Here is a 17,765-nt window from a genome sequence, read left to right as displayed (position 1 = left end):
TTGAAACAACTTATTGGCGACATCAACAGATTCAACAAGAGCATCGATTTGGGTTTTCTTTACTTCGAAACTCTTACGATAATTCTCTGCCATTGAAATATTGTTAATAACTTCTGCAAAAGCGGACAGTACAACTCGCTGGTAATCATAAATTGCCTGCAGCTGACGTGCGTTCGCGGCTCATATACTCTGCTTTAATTGCTGCTCGGTTTACTAAAGGTAAAAGCAGATTACCAGCAAGATTATATGCCAAAGATTCAGGTGTATAGAAAAGATATTTTGGGTTGAAAGCTTCCCAGCCGATACCTGCAACCACATCCACTTTGGGGAAAAATTGGGCACGAGCCACTTCAACATCAAGTCCACTGGCAATTACTTCTCTCTCAGCCATCTTAATATCTGGCCGGTTAGCGAGTAACTGAGATGGCAGACCGATATCGAGAGGGGGCATTGAATTGAGATCAAATTCAGCAAGTGTTCGTTCAACCCGTTGCGGAGTTCGATATGCAAGCACATTGACACGATTTTCTGATTCTGTAATCTCCTGCTGAATTAACAGTTTCTCACTTTGATTTTTTCGTACTTCCGCGAGAAAGCGTTGCACAGGTAATTCAGTATCGCGTGCTGCTTCTTTCCTGACTTTCGCTAGTTCCAAACTTTGCTCTTGAATTTCGATGATCTTATTAATGTTGTCTAATTTTTTGTCCAGTGCTAACAACTTGTAATATTCGCTTGCAGTTTCAGCAACAAGACGAACAGTCAGATCGTTCCGCTGATCGATAGCGGCAAAATACCGTTCTATCGCCGCATCCCGCGCATTACGGTATTCACGCCACAAATCGATGGGGAAAAACATATTTAACCCGATTCCAAAATTACCAAGTGGATTCGGAAAGCGGCGTTCCTCCATAATCAACAACTGCTCTTCAACAGCCCCACCACGTGTGAATTTACCAGGTCTTTCTATTCCACCGGTTGCACCAACGCTTACGGAAGGCAAATAAGCCCCACGTCGGGACAGAATTTCATTCTCCGCGATCACAATTTCTTCATCAAGAATTTTCAGATTTCGATTGTTGGATAATACCAACGAAATTAACCCGGAAAGAACTGGGTCTTTGTAAAAATCAGCCACCGAAAGGAGACCAGAGTTACGAGAGCCCGTCATATCTAAAGAATTTGGAATGCTGGAAGAATTGCTGGCGCTCTGGTATGTGCTGGGTAAATCAGTTGCTGGCTCTGAAAAACGAATACCCGGGATCTGACATCCGGAAATACCCACAACAGATAAGATCATCAGCCGGGCTATATTACGATAGTGGCATTTTGCAGGTTTCATCGTGTACCTTCAAATCAATTTCGATGGATAAATGTTGCTGAAGCGGGACAACTGAAGACAGTAGATTATCGGAATTTGCCGTGTATTTGCTCGATATGAAAAATAGCGGTTATGCGGCTTTTTACGAAAAAATGAACAAAACAGACGATGAAGTCACAGAAAATACTTAAAATGGGAGTTCTGGAAAAGATGCGATTGCAGGGAAATTGGATAACTCAGGCATTTTCGCTGAGTGGTCGATCGCTTTCTTCAGACAAAATATGTCGACCATCAGACAATCTTGCAAACACGTAATACAAACCCGGGATGATAAAGACACCAACAACGGTACCAACCAACATCCCACCGGTTGCTGTGGAACCAATCGTTCTGTTACCTATCGCACCGGGTCCAGTAGCAATAACTAATGGCAACATGCCAGCAATAAAGGCAAACGAGGTCATCAGAATCGGGCGAAGTCGCAGTTTACCACCTTCAATGCCAGCGGCAGCTAGCGATAAACCATCCCGTCTACGTTGAACCGCAAACTCGATAATCAAAATGGCATTTTTGCCCAACAAACCAATCAGCATCACCATCCCAAGCTGTGCGTAAACATCATTCGACAACCCCATCCACTTCAACATAAAAAATGATCCAAATACTCCCACAGGAAGGGACAAGATAACACCCAACGGCAAAAAGAAGCTCTCATATTGACCAACCAGAACCAGATAAACGAATGCAATCACAACTAAGAAGATGTAAATTGACTCATTTCCCTTTTTCTCTTCATCAAATGAGAGTCCTTCCCACCCAAGACCAAAACCTTTGGGCAACGTTTCTTCAGCAACTTCTTTAATTGCCTTTAAAGCTTGACCACTACTGTATCCTGGAGCAGGTTTCCCTTGAATTGTAGCTGAAGGATAAAGATTATAACGAGTAATTTCATTTAAACCTTGCTTCATCTTGATAGACATGAAGGCAGAATAAGGAACCATTTCATCTTTATCATTCTTTACAAAAAGAGAATCAAGATCCTTGGGAAAACGGCGATATTCTGGTTTTGCCTGGACATAAACCTTATAAAACTGATTAAAGAGAATAAAGCCTTGTTCGTAGGTGCTTCCGATCAAGATGTTCAAATTGTCTAAAGCCTTACCAATGGATACGCCCTTTTGCATAGCAAGTTTATTATCGATAATTAATTCATACTGCGGGTAATCGGCAGTATAAAATGTAAACAAGCCAGTAAGTTCCTTACGTTTGCTCAGGGCATCCATAAATTCTGTTGTGACCCTGCCCAGCCGTTGATAATCAGTATCAGTGTTTTTATCTAAGAGCCGCAGTGAAAATCCACCCGCCGCACCAAAACCTGGAACTGCTGGCGGCTCAAAGAACTCCAGTTTGACATCAGTCAAGGTGCTACATTTTTCTTCGAGTTCTTCGATGATTTCTTTAGCGGTATGCTTCCGCTTTGACCAATCTTTCAAATTAATAATACATGTGCCTGCATTGGATCCCCGACCTTCTGTGAGAACCTCGTAACCAGCAAGGGAAGTAACAGACGCAACATCTGGGATTTTTTTGGCAATCTCTTCCAATTGTTGAGCCTTTTTGTTGGTATACTCTAACGTAGATCCAGGCTTGGTCTGCAAAATTGCATAGACGATCCCCTGATCTTCGCTGGGGATAAATCCAGTAGCAAGTTTGTCATTAACTACCTGCGTGCCTGCTGCAAATGCACCAATGACGATGATCGTAAATATCCGTCTCGCAATTACCTTGTCCAATATTGCTCCATAAAGGATAATGGCACGTTCCAAAATCCAGTTGAATGGCTTCTGGATCACAAAAATCAAGTTGATCAGAAAGCCGATCTTTCCCCATAGATGGTGTGCAAGATAATTTAGTCCCACTAGGACCCCAACCCCTAGGACGATGACAAATATAATAGAATACCAGGGTTTTCGCTTGCCAGGCGAAGTGTGGCTGGATGGATGATGATGTGGCTTGAGAATCATTGCGCAGAGCACTGGGGTCAAAGTTAGTGCAACAAGTCCAGAAAGAATAATGGACGTTGCCATGGTGATGCCGAATTCCCGATAGAACGTACCTACTGGTCCAGGGATAAAAGTAACAGGCAGGAAGACAGCAGACATCACGAGCGTAATAGCAATGATCGCACCACTGATTTCGTTAAGCACTTCCATCGTTGCCCGATAAGGAGATAGGTGCTTCTTAGCCATTTTTTCGTGGACCGCTTCTACAACTACAATGGCATCATCTACCACCACGCCAATTGCCAGCACCATGGCAAAAAGTGTTATGAGGTTAATAGATAATCCAAAGTTCTTCAGAATAAAGAATGTGCCAATTAATGATACTGGAACAGCCAGGATCGGAATCAGTGTCGAACGCAAATCACCGAGAAATAGAAAAACTACTAGTGAAACTAATAAAAACGCTTCTAAAAGAGTATGTTCGACTTTTTCGATTGAGGCATCCAGAAATCGTGATACGTCATAGGCGATTTCGTAATCCATCCCTGGTGGAAAACTTTCTTTTTTGATTTGTTCGAGTTCCTTTTTAATTTCTTCGATAACTTTTCTTGCATCAGAGCCAGGGCTCTGTTTGAGTACGATAGAAGCAGCAGGATGGCCATCGATATCAGAATAAATGTCAAAAAACTCGGATCCAAGTTCAACTTCCGCGACATCTTTAAGAAGAATGTATTCACTTTTGGAATTTGATCGCAGAATGATATTTTCGTATTGCTCTTTCGTGTTGTATCGACCAACATAAGTCAGTACATATTCAATAGATTGAGAAGTGTCACCAGTTGCCTGGCCAAGTCTGCCTGGAGAGCCAATGACACTTTGCTCGGCAATTGCTTTCATCACGTCTTCGGTGGAAAGATTTCGTTTCTGCAACTCGTCAGGTTTCACCCAAATCCGCATTGCGTACGCACGGTTGCCAAGATTCCTAGGAATTCCCATTCCTGGAATGCGTTTCAAAACCGGCATGACACTAACGTTCGCAAAATTGAACAGATCTTTCTGGTCTGCTTCAGGATCAGTACTATAGATATTTACATACATCAACATACTGGGCACAACCTGACTGACCAAAATCCCTTCTCGTTGTACCAGCGGAGGGAGTCGATTCATCACAATGTTAATACGGTTTTGTACGTTTACCACGTTGATGTCAGGATCTGATCCGGGTTCAAAGTAAATCGTAATTGTTGCTTCACCTGCACTGGTTGCAGACGAAGCAATATAACGCATGTCCTGCACACCATTAATGGATTGCTCAAGTGGGATCAGCACAGTATCCACCAGGACATCTGCGCTAGCACCTGGATAGGCAATCGCTACCTGAACAGTTGGTGGCGCAATGGACGAAAATTGCGATACTGGCATTGTAGCAATGCCTAGGCCACCAACGAACAGAAGTAGAATTGAAATTACAATTGCCAATGCTGGCCGATATAAGATACGTGAGAACATATTTTCTCGTAATAGTTTAGATGGACTTTGGTAGTTATTCGGCGTGATTCTTTAGGTGCTTCAGCACTTCTTCAATTGGCTGAACGGTATATTCTACGTGGTCTCCATCGCGAACATGCTGAATACCATCCAGAATGAAATGCTCATCCGCTTTCAGACCTGATTTAATAATGAATATATCATCTAACTCATGTTCAATAATAATACGACGCTGTTTGACAATATGATCTTCTCCAATTACATAAACATATTGCTTATCTAGAATTGGAAAAGTAGCTCTTTGTGGAATGATGATTGCATTTTTGTGATTTTCTGTCAGAATTAACTTTCCTGTTTGTCCATGCCGTAATAGTCGGATTGGATTGGAAAAATCTGCCCGAAATGATATATTGCCGGTTTCATTATTAAAGTCAGCTTCAATTGCAGTAATTTTTCCTGGAAACTTATATATCGAATCATCGGCTAATCTCAGGGTGACTATTTCGCCACCAACTGAATTATTATTTTTTTTCATGTAGGCCAAATACCGTTTTTCAGGCACATTAAAGTACGCCCACATTTTGGAATTATCGGAAAGCGTTGTCAACACTTCGCCTTCTTTGACGAGACTACCTGCCTGTCTCATCATTCGGTCCACAATTCCATCGAAAGGTGCCTTCACTATTGTAAAATCGAACTCAGCCTCTGCCAACTTTACTTTTGCCTGTACACGAGCAACCTTCGCTTCGAACAGTTTTACTTCGCGATCTGAAATAACTTTCTGCTCAAACAGCTTTTGAGCATTAACGTACTCGAGTTCCGCAAGGCGCAATTCTGCCAGTTCGCTGTCCCATTTTGCCTTATAAATCGCAGGAATGATGCGAAAGAGTTCACTTTTCTCTTTCACTTCCTGGCCTTCTTTTAAGTTTATTTTTTCAAGGTATCCCGTTTCCATCGCCTGAATTTCAATGTGGTTTTGAGAGTGGATCTGGCAAACAAACTCTTCGGGTATGTCGATATCTCCTACTTTGGCAGTTGTCACTACTATCTGGTGGTGGTGGTGATGTGCCTCTTCATGTTCGTGCTCGCAGGCTGTCAATGAACACAAAATCATTGAAAAAATAATGCTGAAATTTCTGGTGTTGATCATAAATGCCAATGTTAATTACTGCCTAAATACAACAAGATTACAAGAATTCCAATCGACGGAATATTCTAACCAGCGTCTTACTGCTTTTCCTTTGCCTTTGCGGTTGAACGTATTACTGGAAGGATTATTGCAATTTTCGTGCCAACTCCAGCTTGTGCACCATGGCATTCCATTTTCCCGCCATGTGCCTGGATAATCTGTTGGCACAGATACAGCCCAATTCCTGTACCACGTACTTCTTTTGTGGGGTGCGTACAGTAGTGTTCTACTCGAAAGAATTTTTCAAATATCCGAGACCGATAAATTTCTGGGACACCCGGCCCCATGTCTGTACAGGCAATTTGCACACTATCGTGCGATTCCAACTGTGCACTTTGCACAGACAGATCTACTAGCCCTCCTGGTGGAGAATATTTTAACGCGTTCTCCAATACGTTCGCGATGACAGTCCGGATTCTGGATTGATCCGCTTGAATTCGGACTTCCTTTTCGCACAAATCCAGTTTCAGAATGACATTTGCATCACTGAATCTTGTCTCGAACGATGATTTAACAGATGACAATAAGTGATTTAGATCCACCTCGGTACTGTTTAATCGCAATTGGCCAGCTTCAATTCTGGTAACATCAAGCAATTCTTCAATAACACTTCCTAATGTGCTACAACTCTCTACTGCTGAGTCGATCAGTTGCTGATGAATTTGTGGAAGTTCTGCCATTAATTCACGTAACATCAGCAAATTCATTTGGATTCCTGTCAAAGGGGTTCTTAATTCATGGGACGCCATTCCAATCAGTTCACTTCGCAACTCATCCAATCGAACAAAGTCAGTGACATCATGTAACACAACTACCACTCCTCCATGTCCCGAACTAATCTCCGGAACTGGTATTGTTTGCATGGAAAGCAGTCTCGATGAATCTTTATTCGAAATTCGTATCGATTTGCTGAAATCAAGCTGATTTCCTTTTTCGACTTTCCCCTTTAAGGATTCACGAATGATGCACAGATGTTCTTCGCTAAATGGCATAGCCATCAGGGTATTTGAGTTCGAATTACCAGTGGCCGCGAGTATAGCTTGTGCGGGTGGATTGTTGGCAATTAATTCGCCATTTGAATGAAACAGATACACAGCATCTGGAAGCGCATTCAGTGTTGCTTCCAACGTGCGTTTTGCAGTAAGCAATTCATCGATGCTGGATTTTCGATAATCAGCCAATGATTGTACCATTCGATTAAATCCTATTTTAACAGCATCAAATTCTTTGAAAGGAAAATCTTCTATTCGCTGATTGAAATCCCCGGTACCTACTGCTTCAAAAGCAGTTGTTAACTTCTCAATTGGACGGAGTACAGATCTCGTAAGCCATGTTGCGACAGCGATTCCAACAATAATTGTGCCGATGCCGATTAACGCAACTATCTTTGCATCTCTGGATGTTTCATACTTTGTGGCGATATTTACTTGTTGCATCGATTGAAAATGTGCTTCTCTTAAACTGTCACAGCCAGATACTGCTCGATGAAGTAATGGAATAATCCGAGTGTGATAATATTTCCAGTCATTTTGTTTTGATTCTTGTTTCAGGAAACTATCCACTTCTGCTTGGTATCGTTGAATATGCTCTTTCAGTTCTGTTAGTACTGGATAGTCGGTTTCAGGAATCGAATTCTCTAACTCGAATAAGATTTCCTGGCCTCGACTTCTTTCAGCTTTCAACAATCTGATTCCATTGCTTTTTTCAATGATTTCCCGCACTAACGCATCATCTTCGCGTTCGAGGGAGACATGTAGTGCTGTGCTGAAGTCAACAACTTTTTGGTTCTGTCCGAGCGTGATATCCACCATCTGATGCAATCTGAGAAATGTCCACTCGCACCAGATGCTGTTTCCCACTGTTGCCAGAACAATCATAAACCCAGCTACAACAAATCTGTGATATAAAGAGTGCGTTTTCATTAGAGGTTGTATTTTTTTCTCTTGCGCTGGAGTGTCGTAATGTCAATTCCAAGTAGTTTTGCCGCAGCATCAAACGAGTCTGATCTTGCGATAATTCGGGCAATATGTTCTCTTTCTATTTCTTCAAGTGATGCATTGCTACCTATTTGCAGCGATTGATTAACTGGGGTTTTGCCAGTAGATCTGCTGCTTTTCATACCTAAATCCTCTGCTTCGATCACTGAAGATGGACACAAAATTACTGCTCTCTCAACTGCATTTCTCAACTCTCTTAAATTTCCTGGCCAATCGTGTTTGGCAATGATCTGTTCGCACTCGGGCGAAAAGTTCAGATTTCGTCTGCCTTGCCTTCGTTCAAAGAAATTCAGATAGTGCCTCGCCAAAGGTACAATATCTTCTTGACGATTTCTGAGTGATGGTGTGTTCAAAGTAATGACATTCAATCGAAAAAACAAATCCTGTCGAAAACGTCCTGCATGAACATCCTCTTCTAACTGACGATTCGTGGCCGCGATCACCCGCACATCCGCACGACGCTCCTTAGCTTCACCTACTCGTTCATATGTCCGATCATTCAAGAATCTTAATAATCTTGCCTGTGCATCGCTGCTTAAATCCCCAACTTCATCGAGGAACAGAGTACCACCTTCTGATGCTTCTACTTTTCCAATCGAATCTGAAGTTGCTCCTGTGAAGGCTCCTTTTTTGTGTCCGAACAGTACGCTGGACATTAAATCGTTCGATAACATTGGGCAATGCACTGTGACCAGGGGGCCGTCAGGTCGGCGACTATGCCTTCGAATCCAACGAGAAAGCATCGTTTTACCCGTGCCACTTTCACCTCTTAGCAGGATGACAGCATCCGAAGCAGCAGCACGTGCTGCTGTTTCCAGAAATCCCATGTAACTTGGGCTTATTGAGACATAAGTGCTGTCCCCTTCTGATTCATCCAGTCGGTCCTTTAGTTCACTGAGTTGCCTTCTCAATACACTCGCTGTTACTACCCGACGCGCCGCGTTTCTGACCTGTTCTGGCGTAAATGGTTTCGGAAGATAATCTGCAGCACCAAGTTTCATCGCTTCTACGGCTGATTCGTAGGTGGCGAATGCAGTGATCACAACTACGCCCAAGCCAGGTTGTCTTCTTAATAGCTCTGGCAAAACAGTTAGTCCAGAATCAGATCCTAGCCATAAATCGAGAAATACAACATCAAATTTACTTCGTTCGATGGCATCGAGTGCACCGGCGGAGGTACTGGTTACCTGTACCTTGGCATGATTTACTTCAAGACATAGGCGAATCGACTGCCGAATTGCTGGGTCATCATCCACAATGAGTGCGTTATATAACTGATCATTACTTAAACTAAAAGTCATCACCGATCTCCCACCCTCTGAAAAATATTGTACTTGATTGCATTTGGGTGGGCTTTCACGAATCACCATGCAGGTAGTGCTCTGTCACGACTTAATTGTCGGGTAAACCGATTTTAATTTCGTTCGTGCTTCGTCGATCTTCATTTGCCAGTCAACGCCACGCTGTGTGGTGTTGACATCGTTCGACCATGCCTCGGTTTCTTCACTCAAAGTGGCAACATCTTCAAAGCGACGGTCCGCGACACATTGGCGGGTTAACGAACTCAGTTCATTCTCTGCGATGTTCAGCCAACTTCCATGCTTGGGTGTGTAGCAGAATTCGATCCGTCGAACCAAGGTCCGCGCACGCGCGGGTTCAAACGCTTCATAGAACGCGCCCTTGGTGTGGGTGTTGAGGTTGTCACACACCACGATCACTTTGGCACATGACGCATAGCGACCCTCCAACAACCGAGCCATTTCGATGGCCCAGTCAATCTTCGTCCTCCGTTCGCGAACGGAGACTTCACGCCAACCGACCAGCGGTTCGGTAAACATGAAGATAGCCGCCGTGCCCGCTCGTTCGTATTCGTAGTCAACCCGCTTGGCATGTTGGGCCGTGGCGGGAATAGGAACGCGTGTTTCTTTCAACAACTGCACCGGTTGTTCGTCCATGCACAGGACCGGCACGTTCGGATCGTACGGTTTTTCGTAGGTTTCCAGCACATCTTCCATGTGGGCGACAAACTCGGCGTCCGCCTCCGGAGGAATCACCCAATATTCAATCTTCCGATTCGTCATGCCATTTTTTTTAGCGTGCGTCGGACCGTTTCGTAGCTCACCGACTCCACGATTTCCAACTCCACGACCTTGCGTGCCAGCAACCGAAGCGTCCAGTTGTTGTAGCCTTTCGGAGGCGGCCCAAGCCGAGTCGCGATGATGCGGGCCTCTTGGTCGCCCGTCAATAGCTTATCCACGGGTGGTTGCTGACGTTTAGCTCGGTTGAGCGTTTCTTCAAATCCTTGCTCGACGAACCGCTGGCGAAGCCGTTCCACGGTTCTAGTCCGACACGAAAACGCCTCGGCAATACGCTCATCAGTCCAATTCGGACCATCGGCATCTGCCTTCAGCAGAATCTGAGCACGTCGAACTTTCTGCCCGGTTCCCTTCAACTTCTTGACGACACTCTGAAGCTCGACTCGTTCTTGCTTTGTCAGTCGAATGATATACAACTTCCGCATGGCACCCTCCTTGTACCATGCAGTATCGCAGATTTGACTGAAATTGCCAATCCGACTTTTTAGATGTGACAAAGCAGTAGCTTGTTTCGGCACTGCGGTTGATTAAGCCAGTAACTGAATCAGAACGGGATGCAGATTAGTATGAAGATCTTCAATAACAACTTAGGATCATTGGTGGAGTACGAGGTGATTCAGCGCGAAGAGGATGGCTGTGATGGACAGTAGCCGAGCAGCTTTGGCATGGCAGTAAACTATACAGAGAAGGCAACTGAATGGATAAGAGGGACTTTCCAGTGGAGAGTGTGAACTGGAAAGATCGCCAAACGGTTTTAAGAAGATATCAGATACAGTTACAGCGTTGGCATTGTCTTCAAAAGAGACAGGGCGAACCATGGCAGGAGTTGGTAATGCACCTGCATGTGCTGCCGTACAGCTGGCATCTTGCAACCAGAGCAACAACCTTGGCTTTCGTGTTGCCTTAATTCAGTTAAGGAAGTAAAGCAACGAAATGAGATGAGGAGCGCAGGCGAATGAGGCAGATTCAAGAACCAAATGATCAAAGTAACGTTAAAAACGTCTTTAAGAGATGCACACAACTCATTGGAAAATTTCAAACTCAAAGCACGGTCTGTTCTTGAATTAGCACTGCAAATGTCATTCGATGCACCGATTCTGTGTTTACTTCAGAGTTAATCACTTACAGCCGGCCTTTGGCATCTGTGCGGGTTCGGGTGGAGGTAACAGGCTTTCGGTGCTGCCTTCACCTTCCATTGGCATTTTGCCACCTGCGGGGAAGGCCGATTCGGGGATTTCTGCAATCATTTCCCGTTGCTGGCACTTGGGCAGCAGTTGATACTTACCCGTCTGGCAATCGTAGCGGCCCCAGTACTTGCGGTTGTGGGAATTGTAATAGTACACATACCGCGTCTGGGTTTTCAGATACACTGCCACGTGGTATCGCTGGCTCCGATAAGTGTGCGAATAATAACTGTAGGTGCGGTAGGCATAACCCCGGCTGGAATACGAAAGTCGGCTGTACGTGCCGGCTTCTGCGGGAGTAGCCGAGCCAAACAGTCCTGCTGCCAATACCAGTGCGGCGATGATGTTGCGGATAGTCTTCATTTTTGTTTTCCTTTGGGAATCTCTGTTCCCGGGTTACGTTTGTTGAACCAACTACCCACACAACAAGTGGCGGCAGCAATTCTGACAAAAGAAAATTCAAAATTTTGAGAAAATTGAAAGTTGGTAAAAATGGACACGAGTTGTCTGGTCCCATCTTGGGCGGAATTTCTTCCAAAATTGGCAGAATTTTCTGGTAGAATTCGGTTGCAGACTTGTTGTAGGTGGGAAGGGACAATTCTGGAGCATGAGAATGCGAATACTGCTGTGGACAATGCTGGCGATCCTAGTGGCACACCCACTGCACGGTGCGGAGCCAGTGAAAGTGGCGGTACTGGTGGGGATCAACGAATACAAGCACATCGAGCTGAATCGGCCAAAGCCGTTGCAGTATGCAGAGCGGGATGTGACGGAACTGGCAGCGGTGCTGAAGAAGTCTGGCTATAAGGTATATCTGTTGCTGGGTAGAGAAGCGACGCTGGCGAAAATACAGGCAACGCTGGAGCTGGCACGGAAGGAAACGGAAGCCAGTGGGGTGTATCTGATTGGTCTGGCGGGTCATGGAATGCAGCAGCAGAATTCGGACGTGGTATACTACTGTGCGTGGGATACGGATCAGAAAATTGTGGCAGCTGGGAAAGATCCGTGGGACTACCAGACGATGTTTCCGTTGAGTGATGCCCTGGCCAGTATGAAAGGCAGCAGTGCAGGATCGCGGGTATTAATGATGGATGCGTGCCGGAACGATCCGACTGCAGGTCGGGGAGTGGGTACCGCCCATTTTGGTGGGCGGCCGAATTGAAGCAGAAGGCGAGGGGGCTGGTAAGAAAGAGATTATGCGAGTTTCCGCCCATTTTGGTGGGCGGCCGAATTGAAGCCTTTCTTCCGCCAGCATTTCCAACCACATCAGAATGGTTTCCGCCCATTTTGGTGGGCGGCCGAATTGAAGCCGCATACTCGCTAGGCCGTGATTTGGCTGGGCAAGGTGTTTCCGCCCATTTTGGTGGGCGGCCGAATTGAAGCGTTTGTTTTCCCTGCAACTATTCTAAGATGATCGTCGATTGTTCAGGTAAGGTAAGGTAAATGAGGGTAGCAATGAGCAAGAATTCAGAATCTGCAAATCCATTCACAGGCCAATGGCGGATCGTTTCGATGAGTAACTGGGATCAGGACTTCATTGACGAAGAGGAAGAAGGATACTTCAGGTTCGAAGACAATGGCCAGGGTGAGTTCCATTTCGGCTACGTCAACGGTCAGATGGACTGCCGCCTGACCACGAGGGGCGGTGTACAAGCAGTTGAGTGGACCTGGGATGGCAACAGTGAGATGGATCCTGCACAAGGCCGGGGTTGGGCATTCATGACGGGCGACGAACTTCACGGCATGATTTTCTTCCACTTTGGGGATGACAGCGAGTTTGTGGCCCAAAAGAAGCTAGTACTATCCTCGAATAAGAGAAAGGAAAAACGGTGAATCATGAAGCCAAATCTATTCCATTTCGCCACAAGTGAACTTTCGCAAGATGCCTTCATTTGCTGGCTGCTCTCCTGGGCCGACCCAAAGTTCGAGGAAACCGATACCTCTCTACATCACCTTGGTTTGGCATTCCTTCACAAACTGCTTGACATGTGCAATGTGCCAATACCCTCAACGATCACATCTGTGAACGTTCATAAGCAATACAAGAACATCGACATCCTTGCAATTGTAAACGGGCAGATTGTGATCCTGATCGAAGACAAGACCGACACAATCCACCATTCGAATCAGCTTCAACGATACCTTGAAACGACCAAGGCTGATTTTCCCCAGCATGCCATTGCCGCCGTTTACTTCAAGACAGGCGACCAATCTTCTTACGACGACGTGCGTCAGGCAGGCTACGTTTGCTTTCTTCGTAAAGACTTCATCACTCTTCTGAAACAGGGTGGTACATTCGGTGTTCAAAACACAATCTTTTCGGACTTCTCTGACTACTTGTCTGAAATCGAACAGCGAGTTACCGATTACAGGCGATTACCAGTTGCTGAGTGGCATTGGGATTGTTGGAAGGGGTTCTTCACAGAACTACGTGAGAGTCTTGGTGACGGAAAATGGGACTACGTTGCCAACCGAAGTGGTGGTTTCATGGGTTTTTGGTGGCACTGGAAGACGAACAAATACCTCCAGCTTGAGAATGGTAAGTTGTGTTTCAAGATCATGGTTGAGGACAAGTCTCTCCAGGCATCGGCATGGGAAGAATGGCATCGTATCTTGAAAGTCGAGTCGGCTAAGATCGGCTTCCCGCTGCTACGTCCTAGCCGTCGTAAAAATGGCACCTGGATGACTGTAGCTTATTTAAAGGGTGATTATCGACAACGAGACGAGAATGGGATGCTTGACATGAACAAGACTACAGAGTTACTGCAACAGGCAGAGTATCTTCTTGATACTGCGGTAATGGAGATGGGGTCCTGATTCCCTTTTCTGATTCCTTCATATCTTATCGTCAGGCTAAAGACCGATATCGTTAGAATTGGTTTCCTCAAAAACGTTTTTGATGATACCCTGTTTTAGTTTGCCGTGTTCTCGCATTCTGCAAAATAACAACTTCAGCCATCTCACAATAATCATTTTTTGCCGAACAAAAAAATTCCGTAACCGTTCACCGGTTCGGGAATTGGCCTTTCGCAAATTTCAGCCATTTTCTATAATCCGGTGATGGAAATCGAGTCGTTCAATTCCGAATGTCCTGGGTGCCAGCAATTGCTCAAGCAGGTTCATTTGCTGCAACAACAGCTGATGGATCAGCAACAAATTATTCAGCAACAACAAAAGACAATACTGGCGCTGGAAGCTCGCATTCGTGATCTGGAAGACAAGCTGAAACCGCCTAACAAGCAAGAACCTGCAGAAAAAGAAAAATTAGCTTCCCAAAAGCCGACTGGTCGCAAACGCGGGGCACAACATGGTCACAAGGCAAATCTGCGAAAACCCTTGCCTCCTGAAAGTGTGGACTCCTTTATCAAGTTCGTGCCAGAAACCTGTTCTCGCTGCCACAAATCACTTGTTGGCTGTCCGAATCTACCTGAACCCAGGATTCATCAGCAAGTTGAACTGCCACAGCAGCCTTTAATCGTAACACAATATGAAGGTCATTCCCGGAAATGTGCTGATTGTGGACACACAACGGCGATGACCATTCCTGCCGAGTACCGCAACCATTGCACCGGTCCTCGATTGACAGCTGCTCTGCTATGTATGGTGGGTCAGGATGGATTGAGTAAACGCTCAATCGAACGAACTTGCAAAACGATTTTTGGCATAGACATATCCTTGGGAACCATCAGCAATCTGGAAGCCGAGGCAATTCCGGCATTGGACGCACCTTATGAGGAAGCTCGTGAGAAAGTTAAAAACGCTGATGTAAAGGGGTTTGATGAAACGGGCTGGAAAGAGGCGGGCCACAAACGCTGGTTATGGACAGCGATTGCGGCAAAGATTCATATCGTAGTATTTCTCATTCATGCACGTCGCAATATTGATGCATTGAAAGCGTTTATGGGTGAAGCACTCCCTGGATTTGTCAGTACGGATCGCTGGAAGGTATATGTGAAGAACCTTCCTGAAGATAGCCATCAATTATGTTGGGCACATTTGAAACGCAACTGGGAGGCATTGTCCAAACGAAGTAAGCGAGCGACAAAACTCGTGGATCACTGGCTTGAATTACACAAGGAAATATTTGAGCTATGGCATATTTTTACGAGAGATCATCAGATAAGTCGCCAAACATTGCAACAGCGGATGAAACCGTTGAAGGAACGCGTACGCACGCTGCTGAAACAGGGGCAAGGTAGTAAGGACCAAACAGTTGCAGGGTTTTGCGAGAGGGTGGCCAAAGTAGAAAGGCGTTTATGGCTGTTTGTCGACCATGAGCATGTTCCGCCAACGAATAATGATGCGGAGCGTGTACAACGTCGCGCTGTGTTGTGGCGGCGACGCAGCTTTGGTTCTCAAAGTGCTCGTGGCTGTCGGTTCGCAGAGCGAATCCTGACGGTATGTGAAACATTGAAACTACAGGGGAGAAACGTATTAGATTATCTGGAAGAAGCGATCAACGCACACCGGAAAGGCAAACCTGCACCGAAACTTGCAACAACATAAGTGAACGGTTACAAAATTCCTTATTTTTCCCCTTTTTCACGAAATACGTGGGGTAAACGTCAGAATAACTAATTGAAGCACATGCTTCATGTCGGTGCTCCTTGACCGTTCCTGCGGAATGGTCCGCGGGAGGCTGGAATGTGTCCGATCATCAAATTATTGATCTGGGGGATATCGCGCGGCCAGCGGCTCCGGTTGAACCGATTGTACGGCTTAACGGGGTCCGCGATTGAGCATATACTAAACCTGACGGCCGCAAGCGGCCTAACCAGCGATTGGAGAACAGAGCTGCACGATGGTCGCTCAACAACTCCCGGACTGGGACACCCTCCACAGCGACAAACAAAGTTATCGACAGTGGAAGCGAGCCATCCACCACGCCGGTAAACGACAGTCGTTCTCATTGCTTGAGTCACACATACGGCGACTGTGTACTAAGGTTCGCAATCGTCAGCACACCGCGTACGACAAAACCAAATCAATGCCGCCTACCGAGCGTCATCGAGTCCTGATTGCTGCACTCGATGAGATTGCCACCGACAGTGAACTGACATGCGCAACGCGCATCGCAAACAATGCCGTCGATTTCACCCTTGGAATTTCAGGCATCGGCTCCTACGTCATATTCGCTGGTGTTCTACTTGTGGAAGCGATGCTCGCGTCAAACAACTTTGAGCAAAAGATCTTGGGCAGCCTTACGATGCTGCATGCAGTCGATAAAGATATCCGCAGGGTCTGGGTGAGATCGTCTGGCTGAAACACGGCAGGCAACAGACCATGCCGATGCAGACGCTGTAACCACTGGCAATCAAGCTTGTCTGTTTTGGGTCGGCCCTGAATCTGCCGGGCAAACTTGGCGGAAGTCATCACCACATGAAAACCAGCTTCGAGCAACGTGAGGAATAATACGTGGCCATAAACACCTGTGGCTTCGATGGCAATCGTGGTGACTCCACAGAACTGCAACCATTCGACCATTTGATGTAGGCCCGGGGTATGTGCAGGAAACTCGCGGATGAGAATGGAACGATCTGGCGTGGCTTCGACACATACCCAATGAGTACGGTCTCCCACATCAATGCCGGCGGCGTGGCGATTGGCAATCGGCAACGCCGCCAGTTTTGCAGCGGCTTCGGACTGATTTTTCACTTTTTCCTGCGTTCGGTTCATGCTGACCTCATGAAAATGGGATGGGCGTCAGGAGTCGGCAGTGGCACCAGCCGTCCCAACGGGATCAACCAAATCAGTAACGGAAAAGGTTGTCACCAAACGAAAGGGCCGAAATCGCTCCTGAACCCACACGAACCATCGAGCCGAGCACACGCTCTGAACATCATCGACTTGCCGGGCTTGTACGCCACATCCCGATGGGGTATGATAACACTGAATTGAAGTTCCCGGCTCAAAGGTGTCTGAAATATTCAGACCGGACCAAGAACAAGTCGATGCACCTGACCCGGCTGCGCCCGCGATATGATGTAGTTGTCGGTTTGGAGCCTGCTCTCCACGGGCGGCCGGCAACTGAGTCTTTTACGTTAGGCGTCGAAGGCGATGGGTGTACCATACTACGACTGCGCTGATCTCCAACCGATGTCCGACGGCTGGCTCGACATCGAGCGCATCTACTGTTTCGACTGGGACGCCTTCGACCGCGACGACATGGACCGCCTGAGAGCCATCTTCGCGTCGCTCCCGCAGTCCAAGAAGCACGATGCCCACGACTGCCACTGGTGGTATGCTGAGCAGGACGATCCTGAGCACGGCTATCTCACCGCGGGTGTTGAGCCGCCTGGGCTGCAAGTTTTCGGCACGCTGCCGCTCCGAGAGTGGGAGGCTTGGGATCGTGCGTTCCAGGAGCGAGCCGCCGGGCTTCCGGTCCGGCAGGTTTCCTGACGCCTATGGACCCGGCCCGCCGCGTCGCTTTCAGGTATCATCAAGGTATCCCTCGGCGGTCCGCTCCGCTGAGCTTTGTCGTTATCTCATG

14 protein-coding genes and 1 CRISPR repeat array are annotated in these 17,765 nt (G+C 46.5%); of the genes, 4 read left to right on the top strand and 10 right to left on the bottom strand.

Features of this window, described 5'->3' with window-relative positions; translation table 11 throughout:
* Nucleotides 1-145: 145 nt before the first annotated feature.
* The 9 genes from R3B84_20825 to R3B84_20785 form a co-directional block, all read right to left on the bottom strand.
* The gene (locus R3B84_20825) at nt 146-1,339 is read right to left on the bottom strand and encodes a TolC family protein (protein MEZ6143016.1); all 1,194 of its coding nucleotides are present in this window, start codon (nt 1,337-1,339) and stop codon (nt 146-148) included.
* Nucleotides 1,340-1,554: 215 nt separating this feature from the next.
* Nucleotides 1,555-4,830: an efflux RND transporter permease subunit gene (locus R3B84_20820; protein MEZ6143015.1), complete on the bottom strand. Its 3,276-nt coding sequence runs from the start codon at nt 4,828-4,830 to the stop codon at nt 1,555-1,557.
* Nucleotides 4,831-4,864: 34 nt separating this feature from the next.
* The gene (locus tag R3B84_20815; GenBank protein ID MEZ6143014.1) at nt 4,865-5,959 is read right to left on the bottom strand and encodes an efflux RND transporter periplasmic adaptor subunit; all 1,095 of its coding nucleotides are present in this window, start codon (nt 5,957-5,959) and stop codon (nt 4,865-4,867) included.
* 77 nt (nt 5,960-6,036) lie between these two features.
* A complete protein-coding gene (locus R3B84_20810; GenBank protein ID MEZ6143013.1) occupies nt 6,037-7,809 on the bottom strand; it encodes an ATP-binding protein in 1,773 nt (590 codons plus the stop codon).
* A gap of 110 nt (nt 7,810-7,919) precedes the next feature.
* Entirely contained in the window at nt 7,920-9,296 is a 1,377-nt protein-coding gene (locus R3B84_20805; protein MEZ6143012.1) for a sigma-54 dependent transcriptional regulator, read from the bottom strand.
* A gap of 84 nt (nt 9,297-9,380) precedes the next feature.
* Entirely contained in the window at nt 9,381-10,076 is a 696-nt protein-coding gene (locus tag R3B84_20800) for an IS630 family transposase (GenBank protein MEZ6143011.1), read from the bottom strand.
* Entirely contained in the window at nt 10,073-10,516 is a 444-nt protein-coding gene (locus tag R3B84_20795; GenBank protein ID MEZ6143010.1) for a helix-turn-helix domain-containing protein, read from the bottom strand. The genes R3B84_20800 and R3B84_20795 overlap by 4 nt, the downstream gene beginning before the upstream one ends.
* Before the next feature lie 693 nt (nt 10,517-11,209).
* A complete protein-coding gene (locus tag R3B84_20790; protein ID MEZ6143009.1) occupies nt 11,210-11,638 on the bottom strand; it encodes a hypothetical protein in 429 nt (142 codons plus the stop codon).
* Between the two features lie 283 nt (nt 11,639-11,921).
* A complete protein-coding gene (locus R3B84_20785) occupies nt 11,922-12,197 on the bottom strand; it encodes a hypothetical protein (GenBank protein MEZ6143008.1) in 276 nt (91 codons plus the stop codon).
* A 207-nt stretch (nt 12,198-12,404) separates the two neighbouring features.
* Nucleotides 12,405-12,658: direct repeats of the CRISPR family, unit length 36 nt; unit sequence GTTTCCGCCCATTTTGGTGGGCGGCCGAATTGAAGC.
* A 72-nt stretch (nt 12,659-12,730) separates the two neighbouring features.
* On the opposite strand from R3B84_20785, the gene R3B84_20780 reads away from it, so the two are divergent.
* From R3B84_20780 to R3B84_20770, 3 genes are all read left to right on the top strand, one after another.
* The gene (locus R3B84_20780) at nt 12,731-13,108 is read left to right on the top strand and encodes a hypothetical protein (GenBank protein MEZ6143007.1); all 378 of its coding nucleotides are present in this window, start codon (nt 12,731-12,733) and stop codon (nt 13,106-13,108) included.
* A gap of 3 nt (nt 13,109-13,111) precedes the next feature.
* Nucleotides 13,112-14,092, top strand: a complete 981-nt coding sequence (locus tag R3B84_20775) for a PD-(D/E)XK nuclease family protein (protein MEZ6143006.1) — start codon at nt 13,112-13,114, stop codon at nt 14,090-14,092.
* Between the two features lie 243 nt (nt 14,093-14,335).
* Nucleotides 14,336-15,781 carry an IS66 family transposase gene (locus tag R3B84_20770; protein MEZ6143005.1) on the top strand — a complete coding sequence of 482 codons (1,446 nt, stop codon included), beginning with the start codon at nt 14,336-14,338 and terminating at the stop codon, nt 15,779-15,781.
* A 615-nt stretch (nt 15,782-16,396) separates the two neighbouring features.
* On the opposite strand, the gene R3B84_20765 is transcribed toward R3B84_20770, so the two are convergent.
* Entirely contained in the window at nt 16,397-16,951 is a 555-nt protein-coding gene (locus tag R3B84_20765; protein ID MEZ6143004.1) for a transposase, read from the bottom strand.
* A gap of 420 nt (nt 16,952-17,371) precedes the next feature.
* On the opposite strand from R3B84_20765, the gene R3B84_20760 reads away from it, so the two are divergent.
* Nucleotides 17,372-17,674 carry a hypothetical protein gene (locus R3B84_20760; GenBank protein MEZ6143003.1) on the top strand — a complete coding sequence of 101 codons (303 nt, stop codon included), beginning with the start codon at nt 17,372-17,374 and terminating at the stop codon, nt 17,672-17,674.
* Nucleotides 17,675-17,765: the final 91 nt, after the last annotated feature.

The sequence above is a fragment of the Zavarzinella sp. genome, assembly GCA_041399155.1.
GTDB lineage: Bacteria > Planctomycetota > Planctomycetia > Gemmatales > Gemmataceae > JAWKTI01.
The sequence above is the reverse complement of the archived record's forward strand: the minus strand, read 5'-3'. Positions and strand labels throughout refer to the sequence as shown.